We start from the raw sequence: 26,980 nt of genomic DNA on the forward strand, positions 1-26,980 counted from the left end.
TGCCGCGCCTCGGTTTCACAGTTAGTGAAATCTTATAACGACAAAATCGGCCCTCTCAAAAATGTAGAGCTCGTAATGATGAGCTACGACAAATCCAGCGATGATGCTCTAGCATGGGCCAAGGAAGAGTCCTTCCCATGGCCTACTGTTCTTGGTGAAGACAAAGAAAAAGTCCACTTCGGCAGCGTAGAGGTGCTCAGTATTCCCACTTATATTCTTTTCGATAAAGACGGAAAAGTCGTCACCAAAGGCAAGGAAAAAATATTTGCCGAAATAGCTAAGATGAAAGAGACCAACTAATCGCGCTTTGAAGTTTATACCAAAACCCTTATCTAGCAGCCACTAGGTAGGGGTTTTCCTTTTTTAAATTTATTACTTCTTCTTACTGCCCATCAAACGGTAGACCAAAGCTCCTAGAGCCGCACCAATGATGGGAGCGACCCAGAATAACCAAAGCTGCTTGACTGCCCAACCGCCCGCAAAGATTGCAACACCTGTACTGCGGGCTGGATTCACCGAAGTGTTTGTCACAGGAATACTGATCAAGTGAATCAAAGTAAGACCTAGCCCAATCGCGATCGGCGCTAGCCCAGCCGGAGCACGCTTGTCGGTCGCCCCAAGAATGATGATCAAAAACATCATCGTCATCACGACTTCACAGATAAAACCCGCAGTCATCGAATAACCATTAGGCGAGTGCTCACCGTAGCCATTTGAGGCAAAACCACCATCAAGGCTGAAATTTTCATTTCCTGAAGCAATCAAATAAAGAACCCCTCCTGCAACGATCGAACCAACCAATTGCGCCACGATATAGGGAACCAGTTCTTTTTTATCAAAACGACCACCAAGCATCAAACCTATCGAGACTGCTGGATTTAAGTGGCAACCAGAGATGTGGCCAATCGCAAATGCCATCGTCAGCACAGTCAAGCCAAAGGCCAACGCCACTCCCAAATAACCAATACCCACGTCGGGAATACCCGCAGCCAATACGGCACTACCACAGCCCCCCAGGACCAACCAAAATGTCCCAAAGGACTCTGCTATATATTTGTTCATATCTCTATTTGTGTTGCAAGGAAAACCCCCACTGACTTACAACTAACAAAAAAATGAATGCACACCAGAAGCATTTACAAACAACCCAGTCACGCTTCACCAAAGAAAACAAAATGAGTTCTAGTTCGCTAAGGTAAGACTTAGTAACCACCTAACTAATCGCCCTGCTAGTGTCTCCAAATTAAACACTCCTCCACTCGACAAAACTGGACACAAATACACAAAAAGGCCCCATTCCAATAAGAGTGAGGGTATTAAAGAAGCACTTCGCTTTAAACAATTCGCCAGAACTTAGCTGCCTGTTTTGGGCGTACGATTCTTGGGGTTTTCAGCCTACTTCATCTCGCCTGGGGCTGCCCCATTTGACGGTTGAGAGTATTCACCAGGATTTTTGCCTCGGCATCAAGACAGTAGTAAAGAACTGATAATTCACATCTGGGTATTCGAGCTAAGAAGGCTTAATAACTTCAACTGCCTTCACATCACTGAACATTTCACCCTTGTGTCTTATATTGAACGACAAAAACAAGTAGTTAAGACTCCGGTAGAAGTTGTCCGACATCCTACACTCAAAAAAAAGAAGCCCCGTGCCATAAAGGCACGAGACTTCCCCCAACTATATGAAAAATTGCTTTTACGGATTACTTGTCGTATTCCTTACCTACGATTTACCGACCATAAACTGGTCGCCAGTAAAATCAGCGAGAGAATTCATGGCGTCAGGTGCTAATGAATCATTCGCGATGGTAAGACTAGTATTAATGCACTTTAGATTTTGTGCAACTCTTTTCGAAATTTTCTCAAAAAAAGCACCACAAGCACCACAAGCACCATCAGCCATAAAGAAGATCACTTCTGGTTGATGCTTCATATTAAGTGCCATTTCCAAAGAAGTCTAACAAGCCGATCAGTAAGCGAGTGGCGGCTAGTTAATCTGAATGGCTGAAAGTGACTCTTCAAAAATATCCTTATACCCCTTCAACTAAAATGGACTGCCCAATTTTGAACCTTTTGCCTGTCAGTTATGCGCGCTTTGCGAGCCAATCATACTCACGTCCGTCGTACTCCACCAATGCGGACTTTCTAGTCTCAGCCATTGTAACTTCAGATCCGTCAAGTACTGCTTCTGCGATGATTCTTGAGTATCTACTCATATGTGTAAATGTTTAAAGGCGCTCAGAGCTTCGTCTTCAGTAAACGCACCAACCTGGACGAGTATTCTACCCATTCACAAAAGTTCTTTAACTTATAGCACCAAAATCTCAGCGAGTGATCGAAGGTGCTCTAGCATCTCAAAAAGTAACACTACTCCACTCAACAAAACTGGCCGCAAATACACAAAATACCCCCACTCCAATAAGAGTGAGGGTATTAAAGAGTCACTTCGCTTTAAACAAAGCGCTAGAACTTAGCCGCCAGTTTTAGGGTTCTGCTTTTTAGGCTTCTTCGCCTGTTTCATCTCACCGGCTGCGGGATTCGACGCTTGTGAGTTTCCTCCTGGCTTGCGGCCGGCTGCAACTTCCTGCTGGCGTTGCACATCTTCCATCCGCTCAGCAAGCTTCTCAAACATTCCCTTCTTACGTGGCTTGCCATCGTCTTTGCCTGGCTTCTCAGACTTTTCATTAAGCTCTGGCTCAGGAAGCTTTTTCATGAGTAGCGTCTGAACGATAGACACGATGTTCTGAGTCGACCAATAGAGCGCGAGCGCTGCGGCGTAGTTGTAACAGAAGAAGAAGAACATCAGCGGCATCAACATGAAAATACGACGCTGCATCTTATCTCCAGACTGAGGTGTGAGACGCATCTGGAACACCATTGTGATAGCCATCACAATCGGCAGAAGGTTGATAGGGTAACCGAGGATGTGTGCTACTGTGTCAGGACGAGCAAGATCACTCACCCAGAGAAATTCAGCTCCACGTATTTCCACCGCGGAACCAAGCATTTTGAAGACACCGAAGAAAATAGGAATCTGCACCAACATCGGAAGACAGCCACCCATCGGGTTCACCCCATAGGTTTTGTAGAGCTTCATTGTCTCCTGGTTGAGCTTCTGCGGGTTGTCCGCATACTTCTCACGCATTTCCTTCATGATCGGCTGCAGCTTGCCCATACGCTTCATGGTGCGTGTGGACTTGTTGTGCAGCGGCCAGATAATGATACGGATGAAGACTGTGAGAAGGATCACTGAAACACCCCATGCCCAGCTAGCAGCACCAAACCATCCGTGAATGGTATTGAGAGCCCAACTCATAAACGTAGCTACAGGTATAAAAATGAACCATCCGTAGTTCATAACCGCCTCCGTATTCACAGCTACATTACTGATTATTTCACGCTGCTTTGGCCCCATGTAAACATCGAGACTGTAAGTTTGCTCGCTTCCAGCATTGAGCATCTGGTGAGGGAAATTTACTCCCATGGTGAAGACCCAGCGCTTGAGCATCTTCTCATCCTCTTGGATGTCACGCTCGACACCGGTCGCCCAAATGGAATCAGCTTGAAAGCCTTTAGGCATGAAGAAAGTGGTGAAAAATTGGTTATTTACACCTGCATATTCGAGAGATGAAGGCTTAATAACCTCCACAGCTTTAGCGTCACTAAACATGCCCCCTTTGAATGGTCCCTGTTTATCAAATTCAAAAGATCCATCTTCGTAATAGAACCAGCCCGCTTTGTCCTGCATTTCTTTGCCGTGCAATGGCGCTGCAGTACCCGTGTAAACTCCATAGTCAGCTAGATTGATTGCAGCGGATGATGCATTCTTGAAATGTACATTAAGTGTGAGTTGATACCCTTTTGCTTCCTCTTTTTCTACAAGCTTCCAAGTTTTTGTGACCTCTAGGCCACTAGCTAGCTTCCCCTTGTAGGTCACAGAACTTTTGCTCTTCTCTACGAGTTCATAAAACGAGCCATCGATTTTTCGGTAGTCCGAAGCAATCGCGCCAACTGGATAGCTTGATAGTTTATTGAGTTCGATGTGGCCTTCACCATAAATCGTCTTCTGTTGCGGAAATTCTGCAGTCTTCACACCGCCACCGAAACTGGTGAATGTGTAGATCACGTCAACCACCTCACCATCTTTACCGACCAGTGTGTGTGGCTGATCTTCTTTAGGTTCTGGGAGCGTAGGCTTCTCGGTGACAAACTCGGTTTCTGGTCCCGACTTCTGCACTTCTGCTATTTGCTCCTGTTTCTTTTCTTGTAGCTCCAGTTGTTTGCGAGCCTTGTCAGTATCTCCCATAAACATGGTATTAGCGACGAGGCCTATACCACAGAGAATGAGGATGATCCATGCTTTACGATCCATAATGATTACTATCTAAAATTCTAAAATTACGATGATTTCTTTGGTGGAACTGGGTCACACCCACAGCCGCCCCACGGGTGGCAACGACAAAGGCGGTAAATCCCAAGCCAACTGCCGTACAGTGCTCCATGGGTATTTACCGCCTGATAAAAATAATGCGAGCAAGAAGGTGAAAATCGACAACCGCCATATGGCCCACTCACTGCTCGCAAAATAGGATTCAGAAATTTCTGATATCCGCGAATTCCGAGTTTTATACATGTCACTGGCAATCGTTTCATGAAAGTTCGGTTTTTAGCACTCCCAGCTTTCGCGCTAGTTTAAGCCATTCGCGCTCGAGTTCCTCATAGCTTGCCTCGGAGGCTCGCCAACGCGCAATAGTCACGATGTAGTAATCATCACAGATCAACTCACCATGGTTTTGCATTATTGAACGAAAGACTCGCCGAAAGTAATTACGCTGATGCGCTTTGCCTACTTTCTTGGTGGTTATGAGTCCGTACTTGAAGTGATCAAGCTCGTCTGAACGCAAGACACTAACAACAAGATAGCGCCCCGGACGCGACTTACCATGTTCTCTCACACGGGCAAATTCTGACCGGTGACTAATTGAGAACTTTCTGGGAAGACGCATGGGGCGCTTCTCTCACCGTAGTGATTAGTGCTATCTGAGCGAAACCAGAGTGGCTTCGCTCAATTCACACTAAAGCAATACTAGGTGTGTTGCTTGGTGTGACGCTTGAAGTGGATTTCAGCGCCCTTAGGGATAAGACGTGTGCGACCCTTTTGACGACGACGGCGAATACAATCGCGGCCAGCTTTAGTAGCCATACGTGCACGGAAGCCGTGCTGACGCTTGCGAACACGCTTAGATGGTTGGTAAGTTCTTTTGCTCATGGTGATGTTCCTGTTGGAATATTAAAGATTTCCAATCTACCTACTCAGAGGCAAATGGAATGGCGGGCAACCTAAGTATTTAGACGCCTTTGTCAACACGTCATTCTCATTCCTTGCTCTTTTTTTCGAATATGTCGGGTTTTTCGTGGCTGAACCTAAAAATCACCGTAGAGTCCCCCTGTCAACCATGAGCGAATCCAACACAATCACCCCATCCATACAGTCCAGCGACGCCCCACGCGTCGAAACAGCAACGATCGAAGATCTCGATCAGATCACGGAACTAGTAATGGAACTTTTCGAACTGCAAGACGATTTTGATGTGGATAGAGAAATCCAGCAACGAGGACTACGGTTGATCTTAGAACAGCCAGCTAGGGGCCGCATCTTCGTATTAAGAAATGATCACAATATTTTCGGCATGGTAAACTTACTCTTCACTATCTCAACAGCCCGCGGCGGAATGGTCATCTTATTAGAAGATTTCATCATCCACCCCACTCATCGAGGTCAAGGCTACGGATCGATCTTAGTGGATCACGTCAAACAATTCGCCAACACCAAGGACTTTTCTCGCATCACATTGCTAACTGACAAAATCAGCGCAGACTCACAGAAGTTCTTCCAAAAACTTGGGTTCAATTATTCTAGCATGATCCCCATGCGCCTCAATTTAGACTAGTGCTCTCACTGACTTTAGCGGCCCATCATAGAATTGGTATCACTCACACCAATTCCATTCGCCTGATCCAGGCTATAGACGGGTGGCGCTGGATAATTACTTTTTGAGGCTGACTTAGCATCACTAGGACGCACTACCGCATTGCCACGGTTAGCCGCTCCAGTGTTTCCAGCATAGCCGGAAGTTGCATAATTTTCTCCTCCCGCAGCGGCATTCTGACCTTGGGCATTCGCTTGCTGCTGCACAAAGTGAGGTGAATGCTGGAACCGGCTACCATTCTTGTTGCCTGAGAAATTCTTGGCATTGAAATCCTTGTTGTTCCCCCAGCGTTTTGATCGATAGTTTTTCTTACTATAGTCTTCGCCACTATAGCCTTTAGCTCCAGCATACGTTCCCCTGCTATCGAACTGGCTGCGTTTGTCGCTATCCGGCCGCACATTGCCTTCCTCATCGGTAACATACCGCACGTCACTCATATACTTATCAAGACCTCTAGCTTCAGCCTTTTCATAGGTGATTTTGCGCTCACTTGCACAGGAAACCATAAAAATAGGAATCAGCAGGTAATAAATTGAAAGCCCAGTGCGCATAACAGTCGATGTAACCAATGCTAATTGGCATGGCAAGCACACAAAATCGCACTCACACGACCAAGTCGCGAACTTACGCGTCAGTCACTGTATCTATCCTAGTTGCCATTTCTATATCAGCTTCTGTTACACCACCAATTTCGTGAGTGATAAGAAGTAATTTCACTTTTGAGTAGCGAATATCGATATCAGGATGGTGGAAAGCGGCTTCGGCAATATCAGCAACCACATTCACAAACTCCATAGCATCCCCAAAACTCTCAAATTCCCAGGTCCTAGAAATCCCATCTCCATCCACTTCCCATTCAGGACAACGTTTCAGCTTACAGGACAGCTCGATAGGGGAAATTACTTCTTCAGACATAATATAGGCGTTATAATTCACCTCATATAATACTATGGGTCAAATACTTTCGACAAGTCAGATCGAATAAAAAAACGATCGAACCAGCTACTCTATATTGAAATTTCCTACCGATCCATGTAAAGTAAATACATGATTCATCGGATCTTAACCATAAGCATAATTCTAGTGGGAGCCTTTACGCTTAGCAACTGCGCTACAAACCCACGGCAAAAACGCATTGCTAAAAACCAAGACATGTTCACTCAACTCACCCGAGATCAGCAAGTATTAGTCCAGCAAGGGCAAATCAAAAAGGGCATGGATAAAAAAGCGGTTTACCTCGCCTGGGGTGACCCATCACGTAGCTCAAAGGGCGCTGACAATGGAACGAGTTTTGAAAAGTGGTATTACTACCTCTACTCTCCCACATACTCAGGTGGATTCTTCGGTGGCTACGGCCACAGAGGATATTATGGCACATCAATCACGCGAACTAACGATTACACCCGCGAACTAGAATCCAAAGTAGAATTCCGTAAAGGCCGTGTCTACAATTGGGAAAATGCCAGGTAGCTAAAGAGTGGCATATTCTTTACCTACGATTTTTCTATTGCACCGATTGCTAGATACAGCTTTAATGCACTCTAACATGAAAAAGCAGATACTTGTTCTATTCGGTGTTGCCTGCGTTGCTCTTCTGAGCTCTTGCCAACAAACCCCTAGCCTCGGAGCGTACGATGCGTACAACCGTCCAGCTTCCAAGCCATCTAACCCAAACAATGTCCGAGTTAAGGTTTCTACTAGCAACCAAATGGCCTACGTTATGGAGGGCAACAAAGCTCTTCTCGTAATGCCTATTTCTGTTGGCACGGCCTCGACCCCGACCCCCAAGGGCAACTTCACGATCTACAGCAAGCAAGAATACCGCCGAGCACAAACCCATGGCTACTATGTCTACGGTAATGGTCAGTACGGACAAGGTTACCTTAGGAATAAGCCAGCTGGTACTAGCTTTGTTGGAACTCCAATGCCCTACTGGATGGAGTTTAAATCAGCCTACGGATTCCACACTGGCTGGATGAAAGACCGCCCATGCACGCACGGCTGTATCCGTATGCACCACAACGTAGCTCCTAAGTTCTTCGCTATCGTCAAAACCGGCACTCCAGTCAGCATTTCTAGCTCACAGCCTGAAGATGCAACGATCGGACGCAATATTCCACGGCCTCCAGATGCCTCTCCGCTTCCAGACTTCCCACTTGACTACATGGTCACCAATAAAGTCTACAAGCGACACAAATCACCTATTTTCAACTAACAAGAACAATCAACTCAACAATCTAAATTGAAAAGCCTGCGACACTCTCGTAGGCTTTTTTGTGTCCTAAATTCACATAGAACCTCATCGCTGAAAAAAATAATTGCCAAGATGGGATTCAGCAGGCAGCATGTATAAGTCGTCACGACACGAAGAGGACATTGAACCACTTCGGGATTTCCTGCACTAAACTCTTTTAGCTGCACCGCATCGTCACTATTCCCAATGACCTACTGCGTAAGAAGATTTCCACTGACACGTGCAATAGCACAATACGTGACACTCCTGCATCTATCACCAACGATATTTCTATTTCCGACGCATTCCGGTATCATTCCGTCTTGTGCCCCAAATCCAATGAGTGGCAATGATCACTCCTGACCGTAATTTTCATTACGGTGACACTTTATCTACAATTACACTATGAGCGAAGAAGGTTCCAAGCCTGAGGACGTAATCAACGTCAAAACAGCCGTTGCCAAGAAGGCAGCTAAAAAAGCAGCGAAGAAAACAGCGAAGAAAACAGCGAAGAAAGCTACTGCTAAAAAAACGGCCAAGAAAGCAGCAAAAAAAACGACTGCTAAAAAGGCCGCTAAAAAAGTAACCGCAAAGAAAGCGACAGCAAAGAAAGCGGTGAAGCAGGCAACTCCTGTGGTCAGCTCAACTCCTGTAATCAGTTCTACACCTGTGGCGACTCCTGCTCCTGTAGCTCAGCCAGCTTTTATTCAAAAGCCAGCTTCCACTCCTACCTCCTCAAATACCGACGAAGCCCCGCAGCAAAGCTCCGCACGCTCAGAGTCTGACAACCAGCCACAAGACGGCAACAGACGCAGACAGAACAATCGCAACCGCAAGCAACGAAATGGCCGAGTGGAAGGTGGCGGACCAGTCCACCAAAACAACCGCGATAATAACAACCGCGATAATAACAACGATCACAATAACAACGATCACAATAACAATGATCGCAATAACAATAGCCGTAACCGCAACAATCGGAATAACCGCGACAATAACAACGATCGGAACAACAACGATCGGAACAACAATAACCGCGGCAAAGGCAAAAACAACCGTCGCAACAATAACGACCGTCGGGGACCTAAAGAGCACCAAGAAGCTAAACCTGTAGTATTCACAGGCCCACCTGTAGCAGTGAGCGGCATTCTCGAACTCAGCCCGAAAGGATTTGGTTTTTTACGCGAACTCTCAGGCGATCTAGAGCAATCTAACAATGACGTTTTCATCTCCCCTGACGTTGTTCGCGTCAATGGATTACGTGTTGGTGTCTGGATTGATGGAATCGCCCAGCAAGGCCCACGTGGACTTCAAGTCACTGAGCTTAAGAAGATCAATGGTATGCCACCAGAAAAGGCGCGTAGGCTCCCACACTTTGACGAACTCAAAGCGGTAAACCCAAATAAGCGGATTCCGTTTGAAACAACATCTGAGCGATTCACCACACGCGTACTCGACATCATGGCTCCTGTCGGCCGAGGCCAGCGCGGCCTCATCGTCTCCCCTCCGCGCTCTGGCAAAACAACCATGATGATGCATATGGCTGAAGCCATGCAGCAAAAGTACAATGAGGACATGCACCTCATGATTTTATTGGTTGATGAACGGCCGGAAGAAGTCACAGAATTTAAAATGAGTTTACCTGGCGCTGAAATCTACGCCAGCTCTAACGACTCAGGAGCAAAGAACCATTGCCGCGTTGCCGAACTATGTATCGAACGCGCTAAGCGCCTTGTCGAAGCCGGCGAACACGTCTTCCTCATGATGGACTCCATCACCCGCCTCGCTCGCTCATACAACACCGTGATGGGTGGCAGCAAACAAGGAAAAGGTCGCGGCATCCAATCTGGTGGTATCGTCGCTGGCGCTTTAGAAATGCCACGTCGCCTCTTCGCAGCAGCACGTAACACACGCTCTGCAGGCTCACTCACCATCGTTGCCACAGCATTGGTCCACACCAATTCGCGTGCTGACGATGCCATCTTCCAAGAATTCAAAGGAACTGGTAACATGGAGCTCGTACTCGACCGCCGTATTGCAGAACAGTACATCTATCCAGCAGTGGATATTTTTAAATCAGGAACCCGCCGTGAGGAACTCCTCATGCCCGAACACCTGCTTCATAAAATCCACCTCATCCGACGCGGACTCTCCGGAGCACGCCCGCACGAAGCGATGGAGCGACTCCTTTTCTTCCTCAAACGATTCCACAACAACGCACAAATGTTGTTAGAAATCAAAGGATAGAACAACTAACTAGATGGCCAAGGATAGCGCACAGATGATCACTCGCTTTGCTCCCTCCCCTACTGGCCATCTCCATCTCGGTCACCTTTACGCCGCCCTTTTTGCTCGCGATCTCGCAACCAAAAATGGCGGTCGTTTTTTGCTCCGATATGAAGACATCGATATCACGCGCGTCAGAGACATCTACTACACTCAGATAGAAGAAGACCTTCATTGGGCTGGATTGGAGTGGGAGAGCCCAGCTCTGCGTCAAACATCGCGTGTCAGCATCTATAGAAATGCTTTAGAGAAACTCAAAGTCCTCGGTGTCGTCTACCCCTGCTTTTGCAGCCGCAGGGACATCCAGCGCGAGCTCGACAACCTAACACGCGCACCACATGGCTCAGACGGACCACTCTACCCTGGCACCTGCAAACAACTCACGCCGGACGAAATCGTCGCAAACATCTCAGAAGGAATCGAACCATCGTGGCGGCTCGACTCTGTGGTAGCGCAAAAAATCACAGGAGCACTCACTTTTACCGATAGCAGACTCGGCAAACAAAGAGTGAACCATAGCATGTTAGGTGATGTGGTTCTCTCGAGAAAAGACATCGGCACCTCTTATCACATTGCCGTAGTCGTGGACGATGCCTTTCAAAATATCACTGATGTGACACGCGGAAAGGACCTGCTAGAGTCCACCCATATTCACAGAATATTACAGTCGCTACTAGGGCTACCCCAGCCACGCTACCATCACCACGATCTCGTCTGTGATTCTCAGGGCAAACGCTTAGCCAAGCGCGACAATGCGCTCGCCATCAAACAGCTCAGAGCTGAAGGCATTACGCTAACAAAGCTCCAACAGCACATTGCCGAACACAGTTGCTAGATCAGACCACTTTCGAAGCACTGGTTCATATCCAGAGCAGGGGTATTCGCCTTGCCACGTATTTTTGCTGGCACACCAGCGACGGTGACATGCTCAGGCACATCAGTTAGAACAACACTCCCCGCTCCAACCTTAGCGCAACGGCCGATTTCAACGCGTCCAAGAATCTTAGACCCGGCACCGATCATAACGCCCGAGCGAACAACCGGATGACGGTTGCCACTGATTTTACCCGTACCACCGAGAGTGACCTCATGAAGGATAGACACATTATCTTCGACGATTGCTGTCTCACCGATAACGACACCGGTCGCGTGATCTAATAGTAATCCACAGCCGATTTTCGCCGCAGGGTGAATATCAACTCCAAAGACCTCACTACAGATACTCTGGAAATAGAGAGCCAATGGCTTGCGGTCATTATGCCACAGATGGTGTGCTATCCTGTACGTTGTAATCGCCATGAATCCTTTGAAAAATATCATCGGCTCCAAAGGTGACTTACACGCAGCATCGCGCTCAAAAATCGCCATCATGTCAGCTGCGGCACTTTGTGTCACTCGTGGCTGGTTCACAAAAATATCAGCTAACAATGGAGTCAATTCTTCACGATTCATCTCTTCTCTAGACAGTTTCCTTGAGAGGCGAGCGGCTAGAGCCTCGCCGAGGCTGGCTCGATTAAGCACAACATCGTAGAGCAAGGCCGTTAGCTGAGGTTCGCTATCAGCGATCTCCTGAGCATGGTCTCGCACCTGAAGCCAGACTTCTTCCGTTGATACATTAGTACTCTTACAGAGATTGTGAGGTTTAATGCTCGATTTATTGGACATGATATGGTGTGGATGTGTGCGTGAGAGTATCCCAGAAATTAGAATACGCATGCCGGGCTATGGCGCAGCTAGCGAAGCAAGCCGATGCTAAGACCATTACACGACTTGATGAGATAGCACAACGCGAAGCTGTGTCTTCAAACTTTTTGGTGCAAATTCTCAATGATTTAAGGAGGTCAGGTCTAGTGACGAGCAAGCGCGGCAAATTTGGCGGATATTTACTTTCTGGCAAGGTTGATGATATAACACTTTTCGATATTGTGCAATCAGTAGAACCAACATTATTGGAGGACACAACCAATACAGAGGGTGCCTCTGGAGCTGCTGTCAACAAAGCTTGGAGCTCTGCTAGTACAATTTTTGCTGCAAGCCTCAGAACTATCAAACTCACAGATCTGACCGAGACTGATTCAGGACCAATGTTTTATATCTAATCTCCTTTATTCAATAGGCACCCCGTCATATTCCAGCATCGTCTGACGGAAGGTGAAACTTTTCGAACGGTTAGTGTTTGGTAAAAGGGCAAAATTGACCCACTCCGACTGAGTGCCTTTCTCAGTGGTGACTACAATTTTTGCCGCGACAACGACCTTTCCGTCAGCTTTCGGATAGAGTTGGAAAGTATCTGGCAATGTGTAGCTCGCCAACCAGCGTGGTTTTTTAGCGAGCATAGCAGCATCGCGCTCCAGTTCTTCTTTCGACTTTTTCTTGAAGCTACGTTTCGGCTTTGGCAATTTCTCCAAGACAAACGCACTCTCGCCACCTAACATTGAGTGAGGAATTTTCACTGATCGCTTAGTGCGAGATGTCGATATTTGCATTCTATCGACTCTCATTGTGAGGTGTTCCCCCTGAGTCCCTTCAGCCATGAACTGCCAACGCAACGGCCCGTCAAAGTTCTGAGTGGAAGCCCTATAGATCAACTTCTCCTTCTCGATCATACCGACCCCCTTCAAAGCTTCGACATTGCTAAAAACCTCAGCACCGTTGACCCAGGCTCCTGGAGATTTACGCCACACACCGCTGGTTGCTGGGTCATTAGTTGCGCAGCTCACAAACAATAAAGGCAATAGGAACAGGAAACATTTCATACGTGTCAGAAGTTAACAAATGAAAGCAGTCTGCCAACACCATATTTCGGGCTTGCATGCTTTGCGAGATACCCTCTACTCCCAGCCATGAATAACACTTTGGGCATCATCATCGCCATTTCACTGTTCGCACTCTGGAATCTCGATCTTATCTCCACCCTTCTCAACCTCAAGGCGCTCCAACCAAAGCTCCCCACTGAATTCAAAGGGATCTTCACTGAAGACAAATTTGCCGAGTCCCAGCACTACACCCGCGTCAACTCGAAGTTCGATGTCATCCAGACAACATTTTCGCTCGGAATCACCCTCATCTTCTGGTTCACCGGAGGATTCGGCTACCTAGATCAGTGGGCTCGTGGGCTTGGATATGGCGAAATCATCACTGGTCTCGTCTTCATGGGCATTCTATTTGTTGGTCAAACTCTCATCGGCATCCCCTTCCAGCTCTATTCCACCTTCATCATCGAAGAAAAATTTGGCTTCAATAAAACCACCTCAAAAACATTCATCGTCGACCAGATCAAAGGACTCATCTTGATGGTACTCATCGGTGCCCCTATCCTCTCGCTCATTCTCTGGATTTTCAACTCGATCGATAACGCTTGGCTCTGGGCATGGATTTCCTTCACCGTCCTCCAATTACTACTCACCTACCTGGCCCCGACATACATCCTGCCACTCTTCAATAAATTTGAACCGATGGCTGAGGGTGAACTAAAATCCGCGATCAATGAACTGGCCAAGAAGTGTGACTTCCCTCTCACCGAGATCTGCGTCATGAACGGCTCCAAGCGCTCTACCAAATCCAATGCGTTCTTCACTGGGTTTGGAAAGAATAAGAAAATTGCCCTCTACGACACACTGATCGAAAACCATACCACCGAAGGACTCGTTGGAATTCTCGCCCACGAAATTGGCCATTTTAAATGCAAGCACATCATCCAGCGCATGGTGGTAGGTATCCTCCAGAGTGCCGTGCTTTTCTTCCTGATTGGCATCGCAACCGACAAGGACGGAGCATTCTCACGCCTACTTTTCGATGCATTCTACGTGGAGAAAATTTCGGTCTACGCCGGCCTCATCTTCTTCTTCATGCTCTTCTCACCGATCAACAAGATCCTCAGTATTTTCTCCAACATGAGCAGCCGCAAACACGAGTTCGAAGCCGATGCCTACGCCGCCAACGCCCAAGAATCTCCAGAGCACCTCATCGGCTCTCTCAAGCAACTCTCCGCTGACAATCTAGTCAACCTCACCCCCCACCCATTCCCAGTCTTCATGGAATACTCACACCCGCCAATGTTGACGAGAATCGAGGCCCTCAGAAAAATAAAGTTTGAGACCAAGTAATGGTTTCAACTACAGTCCTCGCTGACCATAAACTCGTTCGTAAAGGCCCTCCTCATCACAGTTAACATTGTGACTCTTTGCATTGCTGACTACACAGCGCTCACTATTGGTGGATGCGCCACTGTGGTTGGTGTCGCAGCCTATCAGGCATCCAAACTTCCTGATTGCGCCAATGCCACCACTCTATCAAAAAGCTACGGCACCGACTTTGACTCCATCACCCAATCTCTCGAACAAGATGTCTCTCTGAAATTCTCAGACAAGAAGGTCACACTCAACGACGACATCCTAGCAATCATCGCCGAGGTCAACGCCAGTGATGTTGACATCTACAAAAATACGATGATGCCGAACTCAATGGCCACGTCGCACTCAACAACGCGGGAACTGGCAGCCTTCTATTGAACGGAAAACCCACCACCTGCCTCCTCTACGTCATTGAGTGGAACGAAGTAGACTACTTGGTCTGTATCAAGGACTCTTTCAAAAGTAAGGCGAAAAAAGAAGCCCTCGAGCCAAACAACTAACTGATAGTAGGGCCTATAGAAATACTGATAATTTTTTCATTTTGTGAGAAATTTCAGTTTTGAACTAACCCAGCTATTAAGACTAACTCCGTCCTCAGTACTCTATGCTGATAACCTTCTGTGGAGAGTCGGCTCGACTCTGAGTAAGAATTTACCTGAATAGGGTTTATCTGGCTCTTCAACACTGCGCCTTGAAAAGTGATCATATCCTTCAATCCAACCACCTCTTCGTGGAAGATCTCGACTTGATGCCAAATCTAATAGGAACGTCGAATATCGGTAGTAGAGTCTTGCGCTGACGGCTGTTCACATAAAACAGTATTTCTCATTGGCTACTCCTTTCGTATTTTTCACGGTAGATCACCCCACCCCCAGTAACCATTCGTGGGATTAGTGAGATCCTTGGTAGAAAATTTTCAGCGTCCTCGCAGTTTTAAATGTGCTTCATAGCTTTGATCGTATTTTAGTAGAAGAGGCTTCCAGCCTCTTTCTCGCAGGTGTATAGCTGTCGGAGATTATTCGTACACCACCTCATGTCTGTTTCCGTACAACCAAAGAGGCTAGAAGCCTATTCTACGCCGCGCTACATCATTGATCTCGCAGCTCTCCGCAGGAACCTCGCGATTCTTGCCGAGGTGAAACAACTAGCCGATTGTAAGATCGTGCTTGCCCTCAAAGGCTTTGCTCTTTGGAAAACATTTCCAGTGATCGCTGAATACCTCGATGGTTGCTGTGCCAGCGGACTGTGGGAAGCGAAGCTCTCTCACCAAAAATTCGGCAAGCACACCCTCAGCTATTCGCCCGCCTATAAAGAACAAGAAGTCGCTGAGTTGTTAGAAATTACTCACCATCTCGATTTCAACTCGGCCAGCCAATGGCAACGCTTCCGTGAAATGGCCACCAGCCACCCACGCTACATCTCTGGCGAACTCAAATACGGCATCCGCCTCAACCCCGAACACTCGACTGGCCAGACCCCCATTTACGACCCCTGCGCTGCAGGATCACGTCTTGGAGCCACAGCCAAATCCCTCGAAGGCGTCGATCTCACTGGCATCAGCGGTTTCCACTTTCACACACTCTGCGAGCAAAACTCTAACGCCCTCGAAACCACCCTCGATGCACTCGATGCACATTTTGGTGATCTGCTTCGCCGACCAGAGATCAGCTGGCTCAACATGGGAGGTGGACATTGGATCACCAAACCCGAATATGACCGCGAACGCCTTGTCCGACTCATCCAACAAACTCGCGAGCGCTATGGACTCGATGAAATCTGGCTCGAACCTGGTGAAGCCATCGCCATCCACACAGGCGTGTTAGAAGCTTCAGTCATCGACATCGTTGAAAACGCAGGACTGAAGATTGCCATCCTCGATGTCTCAGCCACCTGCCACATGCCCGACGTGTTAGAGATGCCCTATCGCCCAGGTCTCTTTGGACCCGATGGCTCACTAGCCACCACAGCGGGAGAACACCTATACCGACTCGGCGGTCCGAGCTGTCTCGCGGGCGACATCATCGGCGACTACGCATTTACAAGCGCCCTAAAGGTCGGCGACACCCTCACCTTCGATGACATGGCGCACTACACCATGGTGAAAACCACCACATTCAACGGAGTCCCCCACCCTGCCATCGCCCTCAAACACGAAGACGGCAGCATAGAAACAGTCCGAGAGTTCAGCTACTCAGACTTTCGAGATAGGCTTTGTTAGACCCACTCTCGGCTCCAAAACGAAATAAAAGTCTCAACCACAGATTACACAGATTTTTTCTCAACCAGTGCGAGCGAAGCTCGCACAGCTCAAGCATAAAAATTCTGTTCATCTTGTAAATCGTGTCAAAAAAAACACTGCACCCGAATCTGTATATTCAGTGAAATCTGTAGTAAACTCCCTCGAAGCGCAGAGCCCCAGCTCGGCAGCAATCAGCATCTGGACTGCCGTGGCTTGACACAGCTCTGCGGCAGGGTCGGCTTGACGACCGGCGGGATTTCATCGTGCGGGCGGTCAAGGGGCTTGGTACGATGAAGCGACTTCCAACCACAGATTACACAGATTACACAGATTTTTTCTCAGCCAGTGCGAGCGAAGCTCGCACAGCTCAAGCATAAAAATTCTGTTCATCTTGTAAATCGTGTCAAAAAACCACTGCAACGGCATCTGTAAAATCAGTGTAATCTGTGGTGAAAAAACTCCACCTATCAGCGTCCCCCAATAGAAAATCAGAAAACCACGCACGGCAATCTTCAATTTTTTTATCGTAAGTTCACTGTGGATTGTGCTTTTTAGGCACATGACCGTGACTCAATCATCCATCGATCTAACGACTAGCACAGGAACCATGCGTTGCAGCGTGGTGAGACCAACCAACGATGGTGCATTTCCCTCTGTCATTTTCTACTCCGAAATATTCCAAATCACGGAACCTATTGCCCGTACAGCTTCCTATTTAGCTGGCCACGGATACGTCGTCATCGTTCCTGAGGTTTTTCACGAACTCAATGAGATCGGCACCATTCTAGCCTACGATGATGTCGGTAAGGACAAAGGTAACGATGACAAGTTCACCAAACCTCTCACCAGCCATGACTCAGACACAGCAGCCATCGTCGACTGGGTCGATACGCAAGCATTTTGCAATGGCCGCATCGGTAGTTTCGGCGTCTGTCTAGGTGGTCACTTAGCCTGCCGCGCCGCGCTCCACCCACGGGTCCAAGCCGCAGCCTGCCTGTACGCTACTGACATCCATTCTTCGACCATGCCTGCCGGCACAAAACCTCAAACCATTGAGATTTTAGAAAATATCTCCGGCGAAATCATGTTCATCTGGGGAAGACAAGACCCACACGTTTCGTTAAAGGGCCGCAAACTCCTCTATAGCACTTTGAACGAAGTGAATGCGAATTACACATGGCACGAATTCAATGCCCAACACGCCTTCATGCGTGACGAGGGAGATCGCTATGATCCAGAACTCGCCACAATCTGCCACAGGCTAACTGTCGATCTATTCCACAGGTCCCTGCGCTAGGAATTCTCACTTCTCACTACATCAACGGCACCCCAAACTTCTTCATCACTAGATGGAGAAGGCCAAAAAGCACCATCGTGCCCACGCAGTAAGCCGCCATGGTCCAGCCGAAATGAATCCCCCTTTTCAGCATCCAAGGGATCACAAGAAACATCGGTAGAGTCGGCAGCACATACCAGAACGTGAACCAAGCGTGGTTGCCAATCTTGTCAGTCTGTTCCTGCCCACGCAGTTCTACAAACATCCAGATCATCGCAATCGTAGTCACGACAGGTAAGGCTGCAATCAAGGCTCCGAGCTTATCACTACGCTTGGCAAACTCTGAAACGAGCACAATAATGCCAGCGGTGATAAGGTATTTTAGAAAAATTGGCATAACTTTGAGATTAGGAATTTGAAATCCAGTGCAATTGCAATTAGAAGACTCTTACCTCTTTATCTCAAAGCCTTCAACTGCTACCTCATGAAATTCGTTCCCATTCTTGCCCTCAGCCTACTACCGCTGCTTTCCTGCTCCTCCACTCAGGCCACCTCGCCCGTTCTAGTTAAGACAAACAGTGGGTCAAAATTAAGTCCATCTCAGAAGAAAAAGATTGGTAACAAGATCTGGCAAAATGAATCTGGTGGCTCAATCAATGGACTCACCACTTGGAACACAGGTGAAGAATTTCCATCGATGGGTATTGGCCACTTCATTTGGTACCCTAAAGGCTTCAATGGACGCTGGACCGAATCCTTCCCGGATTTCGTACGCTACGCCCAAGCCTCTGGCCGCAAGGACATCCCAGCATGGGTGCTCCAAGCCAAAGATTGCCCGTGGAATAGTAAGGCTGCCTTCCAAGCCGACTTCAATGGTGCCAAACTCAGCGGCCTCAGAACTTTCCTAGCTAACAGCGTCACACTTCAAACCGATTTCATCATTCAGAAATCTCAGGCAGCTCTGCCAAAAATGCTCAAAGCCGCTCCAGCTGCAAACCGCCAGCGCACCCAGACGAACTACCACCTAGTCGCCACGACCACCAATGGCACCTACGCCCTCATCGATTACGTCAACTTTAAGGGAGAAGGAATCAATCCACGTGAGCGCTACAACAATCAAGGATGGGGGCTCCTCCAAGTGCTATCTAACATGCGCCCCAGCAAAGGTGGTCAGGACTCAGCCAGAGCATTCGCTGACAGCGCCAAACTCACACTCAACCAAAGAATCAAAAACTCCCCAGCAGAGCGTGGTGAGAAACGTTGGAAGGCGGGATGGCATAATCGTTGTGAGACTTACGCTAGAGCTTTTTAAGTGTTCCGCTTTCAGTGTTCCCTTTTCCGACTCGGAAGATGCTAGTGGACGATGAAGTGGATCTACCGCGAAAGATTCGAAAGGAACGAAAGCTTTGCACTATAAGCCCAGTAAAGCACGGATCGGCTAATGATTCGTAGAAGAGTGCTTCCAGCCTCTTTGTTCTACGCGGGGCTAGGTTGTTTCTTTCACCACAGATTTCTGGAGAACGGTCTGGCATAATCGTTGTTAGACTTACGCCAAGGCATTAAGATTTTCTGCTTTCGGTGTTTCATTTTCCGACTAGATGGATGCAGACTCAAGATGAAACTCATGACTAAGCTACTCCCATCGAAAAATCTTGCCTGGGTTTTATTATTGTTAGGTATTGCAGGTATCAGCCTTCTCTATCAGGTAGCTTTGCACAGCAAGCGGCTATGCATCAGCGTGGTCCTGAGTGCGCTCATCGTCTGGTGTTGTGCACTACAACTCCTCTCGACCTATAGAAAAGTATTCTAGACTCTCATTTCTCTCTCTTCACTCACTGTAGCAGCGCTGCTCTTCTGGCCATTAGCTCATTACGACAAGCAAGCTATCCATGCGAGTTACCTACAAAACCTAGTAAAGTATGAGGGCGTTGACTACCACTGGGGAGGAGAGAACCACCAAGGGATTGATTGCTCTGGACTCCCTAGGCGAGCTTATCGTGACGCTCTTGCCGCAGAGTCGATTAAGCAAATGAATCCAGCACTGGGCCGCGAAGCGCTCTTACAATGGTGGCAAGATACTAGCGCCAAGTCATTATTAGGCAGCTACCGAAATAATACCACAGCCCGAGGGACTTCAGGCCTCATCAAGAATTTTGAACCTAATGACGCCCAAGCCAGAGACCTAGCAGTCACAAAAAGCGGCCTCCACGTGATCGTCTACCTTGGTGACTCTCGCTGGATTCAAGCCGATCCAGCAGAGGGTAAAGTACACACTTCATCAAACACAGGTGACAGTATTTGGTTCCACATGCCAGTGGAAATCCTCCATTGTATTCTGTTAGACTAAACTCTATGTGCGTTATTTAAGATCTGGCGACTTCAGAGTTCTGCCATTTTTCGTTACTTTCGCGTCTTTCGCGGTAGAAACTGTTTCTTCTAACTGCTGAACTACCCTTCAGGAGTCAGCTCGCTGATCGCCTGCATGACCCTGTTAGAAATTTTCTGGTAACCATCTTTGCCGCGGAGCTCTTTGAACTCTTCTTTAGTGAAATGAATTGGGTCGCCGACAACGATGTCGATTTGGTTGCACTTCATCTTTCCTGATCCACGCGGTAGTGCATCATAAGCTCCGAAAATACGCATTGGTTGAACAACTGCTTGAGCCTTTGAAATAATTAAGCCGACACCAGGCAAACCAGGATTGAGTCCACCGTGAAGCGTGCGTTCACCCTCAGGAAACATCACGACTTTTTTGCCGGCCTTGAGGGCTCTGATGATATTTTTGAGACCTGTCATATCAGGATTATCCTGATCGATAGGGATAGCATCCCACTGGGTGTAGAGCCACTTACCGAAGCCTGTAAAAAGCGTCTTTCGGGCGAGGTAGGTCACATTGAGTGGATGGACAATACCGATCAATGGTGGATCCAAAAAGCTTTCGTGGTTGGCGCACATGAGTACGCCACCCTCCTCTAGGAGCTTATGATCGTTGATAACTCTGCGGTTAAAGAACGCTTTGCCAGCGCTCATAAAAAAGGTGTAACCAATCCAGTAGACAAGTTTCATAGGTAGTCAGGATAATAAGTTAGTTCGCTTTAGCGAGAAGTTCTTCAGAGGCACCACGTTCACGCAGCACAGTCAATGCGGCTTGCACGACCTGCTCGACATCCATCTCACTAGAGTCGATCACTACTGCTCCCTCAGCGATCACTAACGGTGAGCTCTTGCGTTTGCTATCTTCCTTGTCGCGAGCAGTTGGGTCATCAATGATTCCCTCGGCTGCACGGCGCTTGCGGCGCACTTCCTCAGAAGCATCGATGTACATTTTGAAGGGAGTGTTAGGGAAAACAACCGAGCCGATATCACGGCCCTCCATCACCACTGAGCCAAGCTCTAGGTAGTCGCGTTGCATACTGACCAACAGCTCACGGACTTCAGAGATTGCGGCGACCTTTGAGACTCGGCTATTGACTGCATCTTGGCGAAGCGCATCACCTAGATCGACACCGTCGACCAGGACGGTAGAAAGGTTATTCTCTACTCCACAGGTAAAGTCCACGCGATCTAACAAATTGATCACAGCCGCTGAGTCAGCTGGATCCACTCCGTGCTGGATAGTAGCCCATGCCACAGCACGGTACATCGCGCCAGTGTTGACCATGATCAGACCTAGGCGTTTGGCTAATGTCTTAGCGACCGTACTTTTACCTGAGGCAGCTGGGCCGTCGATGGCTACTGCTATATTACTATTGCTCATGATTTTGTGATCTAGGCTTCACTCACGCTCGCGAGTCGTTCAAAAAAGTCTGGGAAAGTTTTCGCCGTACAGCCTGGGTCATTGATGGTGACGCCGCAGTCTGGATCAAGAGCTACTAGGGAAAAGCACATTGCTATGCGGTGGTCATCGTAGGTATCGATGGTGGCATGTTGGATTTTCACTGGTGGTGTGATTTCGATAAAATCTTCACCTTCTACAACTTCAGCACCGACTTTGCGAAGCTCCGTAGCCATCGCGAAAAGACGGTCGGTCTCTTTGACCCGCCAGTTGTAGATATTACGAATGGTCGTCGTGCCTTTGGCGAAGAGAGCAGTTGTAGCTATCGTCATCGCTGCATCAGGAATATGATTCATATCCTGATCCACCGCTGTGAGTTCGCTGCCATCGACGATAATATATTCATCGTACCACTCTACTTTAGCACCCATGTCTTCAAGCACTTTGGCAAATGCTACATCCCCTTGAATGCTTTTCTTACCAATGCCAGTGACCTTGATTCTGCCACCTTTGATGGCTCCAGCCGCGAGGAAGTAAGAAGCTGATGAAGCATCTCCTTCCACCATGAACTTGCCTGGTGATTGATATTTTTGCCCAGCTTTCACAAGGAAGCGCTGGTAGTTATCATTTTTCACCTCCACACCAAACTGGGCCATGATGTGGGTAGTGATGTCGATATATGGTTTAGAAACTAGCTCGCCAACGATCTCGATCTCCATGTCATTTTCAGCATACGGAGCTGCCATCAAAAGTGCCGTAAGAAACTGGCTAGAGATGGTTCCGTCTACTTGCACTTTGCCACCTTTCAGACCATTCGCTTTGATCAAAAGTGGTGGGTATCCTTCGTTTTTCAGGAAGGTTATATCACAGCCTATTGAGCGTAACGCTTCAACTAGGGCATCTATCGGGCGTTCTTCCATCCGTTCGATTCCAGTAAGAGTGAACTCACCTTTGCCAAGAGTCATGGCGCCAGCGAGCGAACGCATCGCCGTTCCAGCATTGCCGAGGAAGAGCTCTAGTTGCTCCCCTGTTCCGAGCGGTCGTCCAAGCCCCTGCACCACGCAGCGTGTACCACCGTCACTCAGTTCGTAACTCACACCTAGTGAGGAAAGAGCCTCCAGCATCCGTTGCACGTCATCGCTGTCGAGCAAGTTGCTAATCTCAGTCGTCCCCTCAGCTAGCGCTGCTAGCAAGAGTGCTCGGTTAGATAGGCTCTTTGAGCCCGGCATGTTTACCTCACCATTGATCTTAGCGATCGGTTCTAAAGTGATAGATTCCATAGAATAAATTATTTCCTTAATGTTGTTAGATGAGCCCTCTTTTTTGCTTTGCTTCTTCAAGATAGGCATGCATTTGCTCACGGTCATCTTTTTCAAGACAATCCATAAGCTTCACGAGGTCTGCAATACTCTCACGCATCGAGCGCTGCAGAGCATCACGGTTTTCCATCAAAATTTCTGTCCAGAGTCCAGGGTCACCGCCTGCCACTCGGGTTGTATCGCGCATTCCACCGCCACTAAGTTCTGCGATGTCATCATATGCGAGCCCTACTGTGGCTCCAACAGATGCTAAAATATGCGGAAAATGGCTGACACGAGCGACTGCGTAGTCGTGGTCTTCAGCAGTCATGCGCCGCGTCTTGCAGCCTAGGCTTCGCCAAAATCCTTCGAGCAACTCCAGTTGGGATTCCGCGACACCATCCTCATTAGTGACCAGACAAGTCGCCCCATCCATCAGATCGACGCGCGCAGCTTCCATGCCTGTTTTTTCTGAACCAGCCATTGGGTGACTGCCGATAAACTGCACAGCACTGCCTTTGATCAGTGGAGCAAGCTCGGCGTGAGGGAGGCGCTTCACGCTTCCCACATCAGTTAGCAACAACGGAGTATCCCCCTGGATCTCCACAATTTGAGCTACTAGATGTTTCATCACTCCCACAGGAGTAGCAAGAATACATAGATCCACACCTGCCACAGCCTCAGCAAGGTCCGTCGTGATACGCTCTACCCCCATGCTCTCGCCACTTCTAGCGGTTGCTCACGTCGCCCCCACAATATAAGCTCCAACTCTGGTCGGTGTTTTTTCACAGCCAGAGCAATCGAGCCACCGAGCAATCCGGGGCCAAGTATGGAAACGCGTTTGATCATTCGCACCGATATAAAAAGCGCCGAGCCTAATTTGCAAGGCTCGCGCTATAAAAAGTAATTTACTCTCAGCTAGGGCTAAGGCACGCGGAACTTGTGTGTCATATCGGTGTCATAAGGATCACGCACGAGAGTTCCCTGTGGGATACCGCGCACATCCACCTGATTTTTGGTGTACGGGTTAAAGACGAAACCTTGTTTACCTGGAACCTTCGTTGCGTACGGGTAAGTCGCGGGTGCTGTTGGAGCTACTCCTGTAATGTTAGGGTCTACAGTTGGAAGACCATTTGGCGTGCCGCCATTCTCAAGGCGCAGACGAGCTTCCTCGAGTTGCCTCTGCCCTTCATCATTGATTACAGTCTCATCCTTAGGCACTGGTGGAGTCACCGTTTGGTTAGAGTTTTGAGACTGATAGGGTGGATAGTAACAGGAGGTCATCAGACCGCTGAATAGTACGGAGATCAGAGCGAATATAGAAATTCTCATCATGGCTAGGCTTATTTAGATCAGAGTAGTTAGTTAGAAACAGTATGAACTGTTGAGCTGCAAAAACAGCACTGGACGATTCTTGCCGCAAGCTCTGATAAAGTCAAGTAGTCGCGTGCAAAAATCATCATATTGCTCTCGTCTCCATAGAGACTTGAACTCTTCAGCTCGATCGCATTTACTCAACGCGTAAACCAGTATGCAGAATTCATCCCACTCACATGCCTATAAAAACATCCTAGCAGAGATCGAATCCTTCATCCTCCAGCCTGATATATATGAGGGTAATTTCAACTCCTTAGCCTTGCGACTTTTCCTCTACCAGCTCAAGCATAACTCTGGATATTCAAAAATCTGCACCGCGGTAAACAAGCGAGAAGCCAATTGCTGGCAGGAAATCCCCTCACTCACCACTGACGTTTTCAAGTTAGACCCCACACCCACTTGCCTCAAAGCTGAAGAAACATCGCTCACCTTTATGACATCTGGCACCACTGGGGAGGCTCGCGGATGCCACCACTTTCGCGATACAAAGCTCTACGACTTATCCATTTTGTCAGCTTGGGAACAACTTGATCTACCCCAACCAAGCAGGTTGTTCATCCTCACGCCTCCCCCCCAGCAAGCTCCGCATTCCTCACTTTCGCACATGATGGAAACCCTGCGTCAGGCTCATTGCCCAGATGCTTGCTACTTGATCGACAACGGCAAGCTCGACCCAGCCCCATTACTTGAAGCTTTAGCAGCGGACCAACCTGTCAGCTTATTGGGAACGGCGCTCGCTTTCCTCAACCTCTTTGAAGTCCTCCCCACTCCGATTCAACTGCCCGCTGGAAGCTGGGCAATGGAGACGGGTGGCTACAAAGGCAGTGGACGAACTCTAAGCAAAGAAGAACTCTATACCGAATTTGAAACAATGCTCGGTATTTCTAGTGACCTAATCTGGAATGAATACTCCATGACCGAGCTAAGCTCCCAGTTCTACACCCGCGGCATCGGCCAGCCGCACCAAGCTCCGCACTGGATGAAAATCAAAGTACTCGACCCCGAGACCGATCAAGCCGTCGCTCCGGGAGAAATGGGCTATCTGGTCATTCACGATCTAGCAAACATCGATTCCGTCTCCGCTTTACGGACGCAGGATCTGGCAATCTACCACGATCCGCATAGCTTCACTCTAGTTGGTCGTGACCCTTCTGCCCTTCCCAGAGGTTGTTCCCGCTCAATCGATGAAGCGCTGAATCAGTAATTCTCTTTACCTCCGCTAGATCCTAGCTTACCTCTCTCAGCGATTCATATGCACGCTTACGAAGACATTCCACTCAACCTCGCTGGCTACGCTCTCGCAGCTTGGCTTATTCTTTTACATCTCTGGATGTTAGTGAAATCTGACGAAGCCATGGAATTCCTCAAGAAGTTCCCGCGCAATCAGATTGCAGGAGGTATTCTGATGAGCATCGGTATGGCTTGGTTCTGGTTGCTTATTGTCCCTTTTAAGTCCCCTATCGCAATGGACCTTGGTGAGTTCAATGGCGCCAAAATGATCTTACTCGTTGCAGTTCCCGTTGTTGCTTACCTCATGATCACAGGCGTGAAAGAATTTCTCGCAGTCCGCGGACTCGGTGTTGTCTCCCTAATGGCAGCCGCTCCACTCCTAGCAGCGGCATGGATGGAACCAGCTACCGGCAGATTGCTGGTGCCTATCTTCGCCTACGGGATGCTCACAGTTGGTCTTTTCTGCGTTGGCATGCCTTATCTACTGCGCGATGCTATCACTTGGGCTATTGCCAGCTCAGGTCGCTTTAAAGCCCTCGCTTTCGGCGGTTTCGCCTATGGCATTGCGGTGCTCGCCTGCTCCATCCTCTGGTGGTAAGCCCGTAGAAGCGCGCTTCCAGCCGCTTTCATCTGTATGGTAGAAAGTGGCAATGTCGTTTAGCCCAACCCTCAAGTCACCTCACCTTAGGACACCAACCACTTTTCGGCGTCATCAAATGCTTCATAAGCAAAGGTCTTGATCTCGGCTCTCAAGAAATGCCGAGCGAGTTTGGGCAAGGTGTTAGCCACCTTTGCATCGCTCACTATGGCTACTTTTTCGATCTCCTGATGATGGTCTCGCACAAAACGCATATGCCCGATGAATCCCTCAAAATCCTCCCACCCTGGGAAATCATCAGCATAAATCATCAGGCCTTTCAATTTCTGGTGACTTGCTAGGTAGGCATCCACAGCCTCGCTCAGTATTACAAAATCTTCAGTACTCAAGGCTGACTTCGGCCGGACAATTACGATCCCTTTACTTGGGTTGATGGTCTGTTCAATCATAGTTATTTGTTAAAATTATGACAAAGAACCTAACTGCTATCGCAATAGATGACGACATAAAACTCTCACAGAAGACGTCTATAGCTGTCCTGTTCC

Annotated in this window: 35 protein-coding genes and 1 pseudogene; 16 read left to right on the forward strand and 20 right to left on the reverse strand. The window is 48.3% G+C overall.

The genetic code is table 11. The features are described 5' to 3' along the window. Positions 1-6: 6 nt before the first annotated feature. Positions 7-300 (forward strand): annotated as a pseudogene (locus BSZ32_RS01510) (TlpA family protein disulfide reductase); the annotation flags it as partial. 72 nt (positions 301-372) lie between these two features. Here the strand turns inward: BSZ32_RS01510 and aqpZ are convergent. From aqpZ to rpmH, 7 genes are all read right to left on the reverse strand, one after another. Then, on the reverse strand, positions 373-1,062 hold the full coding sequence (gene aqpZ / locus BSZ32_RS01515) for an aquaporin Z (RefSeq protein WP_105041780.1): 690 nt from the start codon (positions 1,060-1,062) through the stop codon (positions 373-375). Between the two features lie 661 nt (positions 1,063-1,723). Continuing rightward, positions 1,724-1,945, reverse strand: a complete 222-nt coding sequence (locus BSZ32_RS01520; RefSeq protein WP_105041781.1) for a hypothetical protein — start codon at positions 1,943-1,945, stop codon at positions 1,724-1,726. A gap of 139 nt (positions 1,946-2,084) precedes the next feature. Then, positions 2,085-2,216: a hypothetical protein gene (locus BSZ32_RS19960; protein WP_276308388.1), complete on the reverse strand. Its 132-nt coding sequence runs from the start codon at positions 2,214-2,216 to the stop codon at positions 2,085-2,087. A 254-nt stretch (positions 2,217-2,470) separates the two neighbouring features. Continuing rightward, positions 2,471-4,372, reverse strand: coding sequence for a membrane protein insertase YidC (gene yidC, locus BSZ32_RS01525; RefSeq protein ID WP_105041782.1), 1,902 nt, complete (start codon positions 4,370-4,372; stop codon positions 2,471-2,473). Positions 4,373-4,398: 26 nt separating this feature from the next. Further along, positions 4,399-4,653, reverse strand: coding sequence for a membrane protein insertion efficiency factor YidD (gene yidD, locus BSZ32_RS01530; RefSeq protein WP_105041783.1), 255 nt, complete (start codon positions 4,651-4,653; stop codon positions 4,399-4,401). Beyond that, positions 4,650-5,006 (reverse strand): ribonuclease P protein component, encoded by a 357-nt coding sequence (gene rnpA / locus BSZ32_RS20470; RefSeq protein ID WP_105041784.1) that lies wholly within the window; start codon positions 5,004-5,006, stop codon positions 4,650-4,652. The genes yidD and rnpA overlap by 4 nt, the downstream gene beginning before the upstream one ends. 80 nt (positions 5,007-5,086) lie before the next feature. After that, on the reverse strand, positions 5,087-5,269 hold the full coding sequence (gene rpmH, locus BSZ32_RS01540; RefSeq protein WP_105041785.1) for a 50S ribosomal protein L34: 183 nt from the start codon (positions 5,267-5,269) through the stop codon (positions 5,087-5,089). A gap of 187 nt (positions 5,270-5,456) precedes the next feature. On the opposite strand from rpmH, the gene BSZ32_RS01545 reads away from it, so the two are divergent. Next, on the forward strand, positions 5,457-5,951 hold the full coding sequence (locus BSZ32_RS01545; protein ID WP_206018689.1) for a GNAT family N-acetyltransferase: 495 nt from the start codon (positions 5,457-5,459) through the stop codon (positions 5,949-5,951). A gap of 14 nt (positions 5,952-5,965) precedes the next feature. On the opposite strand, the gene BSZ32_RS01550 is transcribed toward BSZ32_RS01545, so the two are convergent. After that, entirely contained in the window at positions 5,966-6,541 is a 576-nt protein-coding gene (locus BSZ32_RS01550; protein ID WP_105041786.1) for a hypothetical protein, read from the reverse strand. Between the two features lie 73 nt (positions 6,542-6,614). Further along, positions 6,615-6,905 (reverse strand): 4a-hydroxytetrahydrobiopterin dehydratase, encoded by a 291-nt coding sequence (locus tag BSZ32_RS01555; RefSeq protein ID WP_105041787.1) that lies wholly within the window; start codon positions 6,903-6,905, stop codon positions 6,615-6,617. A 237-nt stretch (positions 6,906-7,142) separates the two neighbouring features. Here BSZ32_RS01555 and BSZ32_RS01560 point away from each other — a divergent pair, with 237 nt between their 5' ends. From BSZ32_RS01560 to gluQRS, 4 genes are all read left to right on the forward strand, one after another. Then, positions 7,143-7,460: a hypothetical protein gene (locus tag BSZ32_RS01560; RefSeq protein WP_105041788.1), complete on the forward strand. Its 318-nt coding sequence runs from the start codon at positions 7,143-7,145 to the stop codon at positions 7,458-7,460. A 76-nt stretch (positions 7,461-7,536) separates the two neighbouring features. Beyond that, positions 7,537-8,205 carry a L,D-transpeptidase gene (locus BSZ32_RS01565; RefSeq protein ID WP_105044740.1) on the forward strand — a complete coding sequence of 223 codons (669 nt, stop codon included), beginning with the start codon at positions 7,537-7,539 and terminating at the stop codon, positions 8,203-8,205. Between the two features lie 423 nt (positions 8,206-8,628). Continuing rightward, the gene (rho, locus tag BSZ32_RS01570; RefSeq protein ID WP_105041789.1) at positions 8,629-10,470 is read left to right on the forward strand and encodes a transcription termination factor Rho; all 1,842 of its coding nucleotides are present in this window, start codon (positions 8,629-8,631) and stop codon (positions 10,468-10,470) included. 13 nt (positions 10,471-10,483) lie between these two features. Further along, entirely contained in the window at positions 10,484-11,344 is an 861-nt protein-coding gene (gene gluQRS, locus BSZ32_RS01575; RefSeq protein WP_240610539.1) for a tRNA glutamyl-Q(34) synthetase GluQRS, read from the forward strand. Here the strand turns inward: gluQRS and cysE are convergent. Then, positions 11,341-12,174 (reverse strand): serine O-acetyltransferase, encoded by an 834-nt coding sequence (cysE, locus tag BSZ32_RS01580; protein ID WP_105044742.1) that lies wholly within the window; start codon positions 12,172-12,174, stop codon positions 11,341-11,343. The genes gluQRS and cysE overlap by 4 nt on opposite strands. 20 nt (positions 12,175-12,194) lie before the next feature. Between cysE and BSZ32_RS01585 the strand changes: the two genes are divergently transcribed. Beyond that, a complete protein-coding gene (locus BSZ32_RS01585; RefSeq protein ID WP_276308389.1) occupies positions 12,195-12,608 on the forward strand; it encodes an RrF2 family transcriptional regulator in 414 nt (137 codons plus the stop codon). A 6-nt stretch (positions 12,609-12,614) separates the two neighbouring features. Here the strand turns inward: BSZ32_RS01585 and BSZ32_RS01590 are convergent, their stop codons facing one another. Continuing rightward, positions 12,615-13,229 carry a hypothetical protein gene (locus BSZ32_RS01590; protein WP_206018690.1) on the reverse strand — a complete coding sequence of 205 codons (615 nt, stop codon included), beginning with the start codon at positions 13,227-13,229 and terminating at the stop codon, positions 12,615-12,617. 123 nt (positions 13,230-13,352) lie between these two features. Here BSZ32_RS01590 and BSZ32_RS01595 point away from each other — a divergent pair, with 123 nt between their 5' ends. Together BSZ32_RS01595 and BSZ32_RS01600 are read left to right on the forward strand one after the other, a co-directional pair. Beyond that, on the forward strand, positions 13,353-14,615 hold the full coding sequence (locus BSZ32_RS01595; RefSeq protein WP_105041792.1) for a M48 family metallopeptidase: 1,263 nt from the start codon (positions 13,353-13,355) through the stop codon (positions 14,613-14,615). Positions 14,616-14,684: 69 nt separating this feature from the next. Beyond that, positions 14,685-15,020, forward strand: coding sequence for a hypothetical protein (locus tag BSZ32_RS01600; protein ID WP_105041793.1), 336 nt, complete (start codon positions 14,685-14,687; stop codon positions 15,018-15,020). Between the two features lie 224 nt (positions 15,021-15,244). Here BSZ32_RS01600 and BSZ32_RS20270 read toward each other — a convergent pair whose 3' ends face one another. Beyond that, positions 15,245-15,397 carry a toxin-antitoxin system HicB family antitoxin gene (locus BSZ32_RS20270; protein ID WP_206018691.1) on the reverse strand — a complete coding sequence of 51 codons (153 nt, stop codon included), beginning with the start codon at positions 15,395-15,397 and terminating at the stop codon, positions 15,245-15,247. 278 nt (positions 15,398-15,675) lie between these two features. Between BSZ32_RS20270 and nspC the strand changes: the two genes are divergently transcribed. Further along, positions 15,676-16,860, forward strand: a complete 1,185-nt coding sequence (nspC, locus tag BSZ32_RS01610) for a carboxynorspermidine decarboxylase (RefSeq protein ID WP_105041794.1) — start codon at positions 15,676-15,678, stop codon at positions 16,858-16,860. Between the two features lie 580 nt (positions 16,861-17,440). Then, complete coding sequence (locus BSZ32_RS01620; protein ID WP_105041796.1) at positions 17,441-18,178, forward strand: dienelactone hydrolase family protein; 738 nt, start codon at positions 17,441-17,443, stop codon at positions 18,176-18,178. Between the two features lie 16 nt (positions 18,179-18,194). Here BSZ32_RS01620 and BSZ32_RS01625 read toward each other — a convergent pair whose 3' ends face one another. Then, a complete protein-coding gene (locus BSZ32_RS01625) occupies positions 18,195-18,554 on the reverse strand; it encodes a DUF3147 family protein (protein WP_105041797.1) in 360 nt (119 codons plus the stop codon). Positions 18,555-18,641: 87 nt separating this feature from the next. On the opposite strand from BSZ32_RS01625, the gene BSZ32_RS01630 reads away from it, so the two are divergent. The 3 genes from BSZ32_RS01630 to BSZ32_RS01645 all read left to right on the forward strand — a co-directional run bounded on the left by BSZ32_RS01630 (position 18,642) and on the right by BSZ32_RS01645 (position 20,504). Further along, complete coding sequence (locus BSZ32_RS01630) at positions 18,642-19,469, forward strand: hypothetical protein (protein ID WP_105041798.1); 828 nt, start codon at positions 18,642-18,644, stop codon at positions 19,467-19,469. Between the two features lie 312 nt (positions 19,470-19,781). Next, positions 19,782-19,967, forward strand: a complete 186-nt coding sequence (locus BSZ32_RS01640) for a hypothetical protein (protein ID WP_129589531.1) — start codon at positions 19,782-19,784, stop codon at positions 19,965-19,967. Positions 19,968-20,042: 75 nt separating this feature from the next. After that, positions 20,043-20,504, forward strand: coding sequence for an NlpC/P60 family protein (locus BSZ32_RS01645; RefSeq protein WP_276308447.1), 462 nt, complete (start codon positions 20,043-20,045; stop codon positions 20,502-20,504). Between the two features lie 101 nt (positions 20,505-20,605). Here the strand turns inward: BSZ32_RS01645 and BSZ32_RS01650 are convergent, their stop codons facing one another. The 6 genes from BSZ32_RS01650 to BSZ32_RS01670 form a co-directional block, all read right to left on the reverse strand. Continuing rightward, positions 20,606-21,223: a lysophospholipid acyltransferase family protein gene (locus tag BSZ32_RS01650; RefSeq protein WP_105041802.1), complete on the reverse strand. Its 618-nt coding sequence runs from the start codon at positions 21,221-21,223 to the stop codon at positions 20,606-20,608. 19 nt (positions 21,224-21,242) lie between these two features. Continuing rightward, on the reverse strand, positions 21,243-21,914 hold the full coding sequence (gene cmk / locus BSZ32_RS01655; protein WP_105041803.1) for a (d)CMP kinase: 672 nt from the start codon (positions 21,912-21,914) through the stop codon (positions 21,243-21,245). Positions 21,915-21,925: 11 nt separating this feature from the next. Continuing rightward, positions 21,926-23,212, reverse strand: coding sequence for a 3-phosphoshikimate 1-carboxyvinyltransferase (aroA, locus tag BSZ32_RS01660; protein ID WP_105041804.1), 1,287 nt, complete (start codon positions 23,210-23,212; stop codon positions 21,926-21,928). A gap of 25 nt (positions 23,213-23,237) precedes the next feature. Continuing rightward, complete coding sequence (locus tag BSZ32_RS01665) at positions 23,238-23,945, reverse strand: prephenate dehydrogenase (protein ID WP_105041805.1); 708 nt, start codon at positions 23,943-23,945, stop codon at positions 23,238-23,240. Next, entirely contained in the window at positions 23,936-24,079 is a 144-nt protein-coding gene (locus BSZ32_RS19075; RefSeq protein ID WP_206018692.1) for a hypothetical protein, read from the reverse strand. Before BSZ32_RS19075 ends, BSZ32_RS01665 begins: the two co-directional genes overlap by 10 nt. Positions 24,080-24,154: 75 nt before the next feature. Further along, entirely contained in the window at positions 24,155-24,565 is a 411-nt protein-coding gene (locus BSZ32_RS01670) for a hypothetical protein (RefSeq protein ID WP_105041806.1), read from the reverse strand. A gap of 196 nt (positions 24,566-24,761) precedes the next feature. Here BSZ32_RS01670 and BSZ32_RS01675 point away from each other — a divergent pair, with 196 nt between their 5' ends. Continuing rightward, the gene (locus BSZ32_RS01675) at positions 24,762-25,811 is read left to right on the forward strand and encodes an AMP-binding protein (protein WP_105041807.1); all 1,050 of its coding nucleotides are present in this window, start codon (positions 24,762-24,764) and stop codon (positions 25,809-25,811) included. Positions 25,812-25,859: 48 nt separating this feature from the next. After that, positions 25,860-26,435: a hypothetical protein gene (locus BSZ32_RS01680; protein WP_105041808.1), complete on the forward strand. Its 576-nt coding sequence runs from the start codon at positions 25,860-25,862 to the stop codon at positions 26,433-26,435. Positions 26,436-26,521: 86 nt separating this feature from the next. Here the strand turns inward: BSZ32_RS01680 and BSZ32_RS01685 are convergent, their stop codons facing one another. Then, complete coding sequence (locus tag BSZ32_RS01685) at positions 26,522-26,884, reverse strand: SpoIIAA family protein (protein ID WP_105041809.1); 363 nt, start codon at positions 26,882-26,884, stop codon at positions 26,522-26,524. Positions 26,885-26,980: the final 96 nt, after the last annotated feature.

It is taken from the genome of Rubritalea profundi, assembly GCF_002954445.1.
Lineage (GTDB): Bacteria > Verrucomicrobiota > Verrucomicrobiia > Verrucomicrobiales > Akkermansiaceae > Rubritalea > Rubritalea profundi.

Bases quoted from the DNA above. Each gene is read 5' to 3' on its own strand.
- rnpA (WP_105041784.1), bottom strand. From the start codon at position 5,006: ATGCGTCTTCCCAGAAAGTTCTCAATTAGTCACCGGTCAGAATTTGCC.
- BSZ32_RS01685 (WP_105041809.1), bottom strand. From the start codon at position 26,884: ATGATTGAACAGACCATCAACCCAAGTAAAGGGATCGTAATTGTCCGG.
- BSZ32_RS01670 (WP_105041806.1), bottom strand. From the start codon at position 24,565: ATGATGAGAATTTCTATATTCGCTCTGATCTCCGTACTATTCAGCGGT.
- BSZ32_RS01565 (WP_105044740.1), top strand. From the start codon at position 7,537: ATGAAAAAGCAGATACTTGTTCTATTCGGTGTTGCCTGCGTTGCTCTT.
- gluQRS (WP_240610539.1), top strand. From the start codon at position 10,484: ATGGCCAAGGATAGCGCACAGATGATCACTCGCTTTGCTCCCTCCCCT.
- cmk (WP_105041803.1), bottom strand. From the start codon at position 21,914: ATGAGCAATAGTAATATAGCAGTAGCCATCGACGGCCCAGCTGCCTCA.
- BSZ32_RS01555 (WP_105041787.1), bottom strand. From the start codon at position 6,905: ATGTCTGAAGAAGTAATTTCCCCTATCGAGCTGTCCTGTAAGCTGAAA.
- cysE (WP_105044742.1), bottom strand. From the start codon at position 12,174: ATGTCCAATAAATCGAGCATTAAACCTCACAATCTCTGTAAGAGTACT.
- nspC (WP_105041794.1), top strand. From the start codon at position 15,676: ATGTCTGTTTCCGTACAACCAAAGAGGCTAGAAGCCTATTCTACGCCG.
- yidD (WP_105041783.1), bottom strand. From the start codon at position 4,653: ATGAAACGATTGCCAGTGACATGTATAAAACTCGGAATTCGCGGATAT.
- BSZ32_RS01640 (WP_129589531.1), top strand. From the start codon at position 19,782: ATGACTAAGCTACTCCCATCGAAAAATCTTGCCTGGGTTTTATTATTG.
- BSZ32_RS01560 (WP_105041788.1), top strand. From the start codon at position 7,143: ATGTTCACTCAACTCACCCGAGATCAGCAAGTATTAGTCCAGCAAGGG.
- BSZ32_RS01545 (WP_206018689.1), top strand. From the start codon at position 5,457: ATGAGCGAATCCAACACAATCACCCCATCCATACAGTCCAGCGACGCC.
- rho (WP_105041789.1), top strand. From the start codon at position 8,629: ATGAGCGAAGAAGGTTCCAAGCCTGAGGACGTAATCAACGTCAAAACA.
- BSZ32_RS01595 (WP_105041792.1), top strand. From the start codon at position 13,353: ATGAATAACACTTTGGGCATCATCATCGCCATTTCACTGTTCGCACTC.
- yidC (WP_105041782.1), bottom strand. From the start codon at position 4,372: ATGGATCGTAAAGCATGGATCATCCTCATTCTCTGTGGTATAGGCCTC.
- aqpZ (WP_105041780.1), bottom strand. From the start codon at position 1,062: ATGAACAAATATATAGCAGAGTCCTTTGGGACATTTTGGTTGGTCCTG.
- BSZ32_RS01630 (WP_105041798.1), top strand. From the start codon at position 18,642: ATGAAATTCGTTCCCATTCTTGCCCTCAGCCTACTACCGCTGCTTTCC.
- BSZ32_RS19075 (WP_206018692.1), bottom strand. From the start codon at position 24,079: ATGATCAAACGCGTTTCCATACTTGGCCCCGGATTGCTCGGTGGCTCG.
- BSZ32_RS01665 (WP_105041805.1), bottom strand. From the start codon at position 23,945: ATGGGGGTAGAGCGTATCACGACGGACCTTGCTGAGGCTGTGGCAGGT.
- BSZ32_RS01550 (WP_105041786.1), bottom strand. From the start codon at position 6,541: ATGCGCACTGGGCTTTCAATTTATTACCTGCTGATTCCTATTTTTATG.
- BSZ32_RS01650 (WP_105041802.1), bottom strand. From the start codon at position 21,223: ATGAAACTTGTCTACTGGATTGGTTACACCTTTTTTATGAGCGCTGGC.
- BSZ32_RS19960 (WP_276308388.1), bottom strand. From the start codon at position 2,216: ATGAGTAGATACTCAAGAATCATCGCAGAAGCAGTACTTGACGGATCT.
- rpmH (WP_105041785.1), bottom strand. From the start codon at position 5,269: ATGAGCAAAAGAACTTACCAACCATCTAAGCGTGTTCGCAAGCGTCAG.
- BSZ32_RS01680 (WP_105041808.1), top strand. From the start codon at position 25,860: ATGCACGCTTACGAAGACATTCCACTCAACCTCGCTGGCTACGCTCTC.
- aroA (WP_105041804.1), bottom strand. From the start codon at position 23,212: ATGGAATCTATCACTTTAGAACCGATCGCTAAGATCAATGGTGAGGTA.
- BSZ32_RS01620 (WP_105041796.1), top strand. From the start codon at position 17,441: ATGACCGTGACTCAATCATCCATCGATCTAACGACTAGCACAGGAACC.
- BSZ32_RS01625 (WP_105041797.1), bottom strand. From the start codon at position 18,554: ATGCCAATTTTTCTAAAATACCTTATCACCGCTGGCATTATTGTGCTC.
- BSZ32_RS01675 (WP_105041807.1), top strand. From the start codon at position 24,762: ATGCAGAATTCATCCCACTCACATGCCTATAAAAACATCCTAGCAGAG.
- BSZ32_RS01520 (WP_105041781.1), bottom strand. From the start codon at position 1,945: ATGGCACTTAATATGAAGCATCAACCAGAAGTGATCTTCTTTATGGCT.